Origin of the sequence: Paraburkholderia sp. RL18-085-BIA-A (assembly GCF_046027075.1) — a bacterium.
Classification (GTDB): Bacteria; Pseudomonadota; Gammaproteobacteria; order Burkholderiales; family Burkholderiaceae; genus Paraburkholderia.
The window spans coordinates 1-1,116 of the sequence record NZ_JARESU010000464.1 but is presented as its reverse complement, the minus strand read 5'-3'; the positions used below and the strand labels follow the sequence as shown (position 1 = coordinate 1,116).

At 62.7% G+C, this 1,116-nt stretch carries 3 protein-coding genes; all 3 read right to left on the bottom strand.

All coding sequences use genetic code 11. From position 1 onward, the window contains the following. Positions 1-230: IS66 family transposase (locus P0D89_RS53250; protein WP_408371290.1), on the bottom strand; the 230-nt coding region annotated here is incomplete at its 3' end. A 41-nt stretch (positions 231-271) separates the two neighbouring features. Further along, entirely contained in the window at positions 272-619 is a 348-nt protein-coding gene (gene tnpB, locus P0D89_RS53245) for an IS66 family insertion sequence element accessory protein TnpB (RefSeq protein WP_408296141.1), read from the bottom strand. Further along, positions 616-1,029, bottom strand: a complete 414-nt coding sequence (gene tnpA, locus P0D89_RS53240) for an IS66-like element accessory protein TnpA (RefSeq protein WP_408371288.1) — start codon at positions 1,027-1,029, stop codon at positions 616-618. The genes tnpB and tnpA overlap by 4 nt, the downstream gene beginning before the upstream one ends. Positions 1,030-1,116: the final 87 nt, after the last annotated feature.

Genomic DNA, 1,116 nt, shown 5'->3' with positions numbered 1-1,116 from the left:
GGCACCGGTTCTGGCGCCGGTGCCGGCACGGCATCCTGCTGCGGCAGTGACCCGCCACTGAGTGCGAGCTGCAGTTGTCCCGTCAGTTCTGCCATGCGCTCCGACGAGCGTCCGTACTGCCAGCGCTTCAGACGCGAGATCTCGGCAAGCAGGCGCGCAATGGTTTCTTCGCGCGAGACAAGCATGCGCTTGAGTGTGTCGATGTCGTCGGGAAGTCGGCTGACTGGCATGCCTGAGAGTTTACCAGGCACGCGCAGAAGTGGGGGCAAATTTACGCGGCGCATGTGGGCCTCCACGTCCGTTCGGGGCGTCGCCAGTCGATGCCTTCGAGCAGCATCGACAGTTGTGCCGCCGACAGATGGATGCATCCCGCGTTGGCCTGCGGCCAGATGAAACGGCCTCGCTCCAGGCGCTTGACGTACAGGTTCATTCCATCGCCACTCCACCACAGCAGTTTCACCAGATCGCCACGGCGACCACGGAAAGCGAACACGTGGCCCGAGAACGGGTCTTGCTCAAGGGCCACCTGCGCCAGTGCAGCCAGACCATCCATGCCGCGGCGCATGTCGGTGACGCCTGCGGCGAGCCAGATGCGGGTGCCGGTCGGCAGCGCGATCATGCCGGCCTCAGGCAATGCAGCACCAGTCGCAACTGGGCTGGGTCTACCTTCCCGCTCACTCGCACGCGTGCGCCATTGAGCTCGATCTCTATACCTGAAGTCGCGGCTTCCTGTGCGCGCAATGGTAATTGCGCTGTCGGCACCGGTAGCGCCGAAACCGCCATCAAATCATCCGGCGACATCGCCACCGGAACGAACACTGCCGTCTCGCTCGCCGTCCTCTTGTCCAGCAGACCGGCACGGTACTGCCTGCGCCACTTGAACACCATGTTCGGATTCAGACCGTGCGACTGCGCGAGCTTCGCCACCGAGATGCCCGGCTCACACGCTGCCATCGCAACTTCACGCCGGAATTCAGGCGCGTAATTCGGCCGCCCCTTGCGGCTTCCAGCACTGTCGATCTCTGTCATCAAAGTGGTCCCCACTACTCGAAGTGATGGACATCACTTTGGACACTCTCAACGTCGATGTCGATACGGCCTTCAAATGACGCTTAC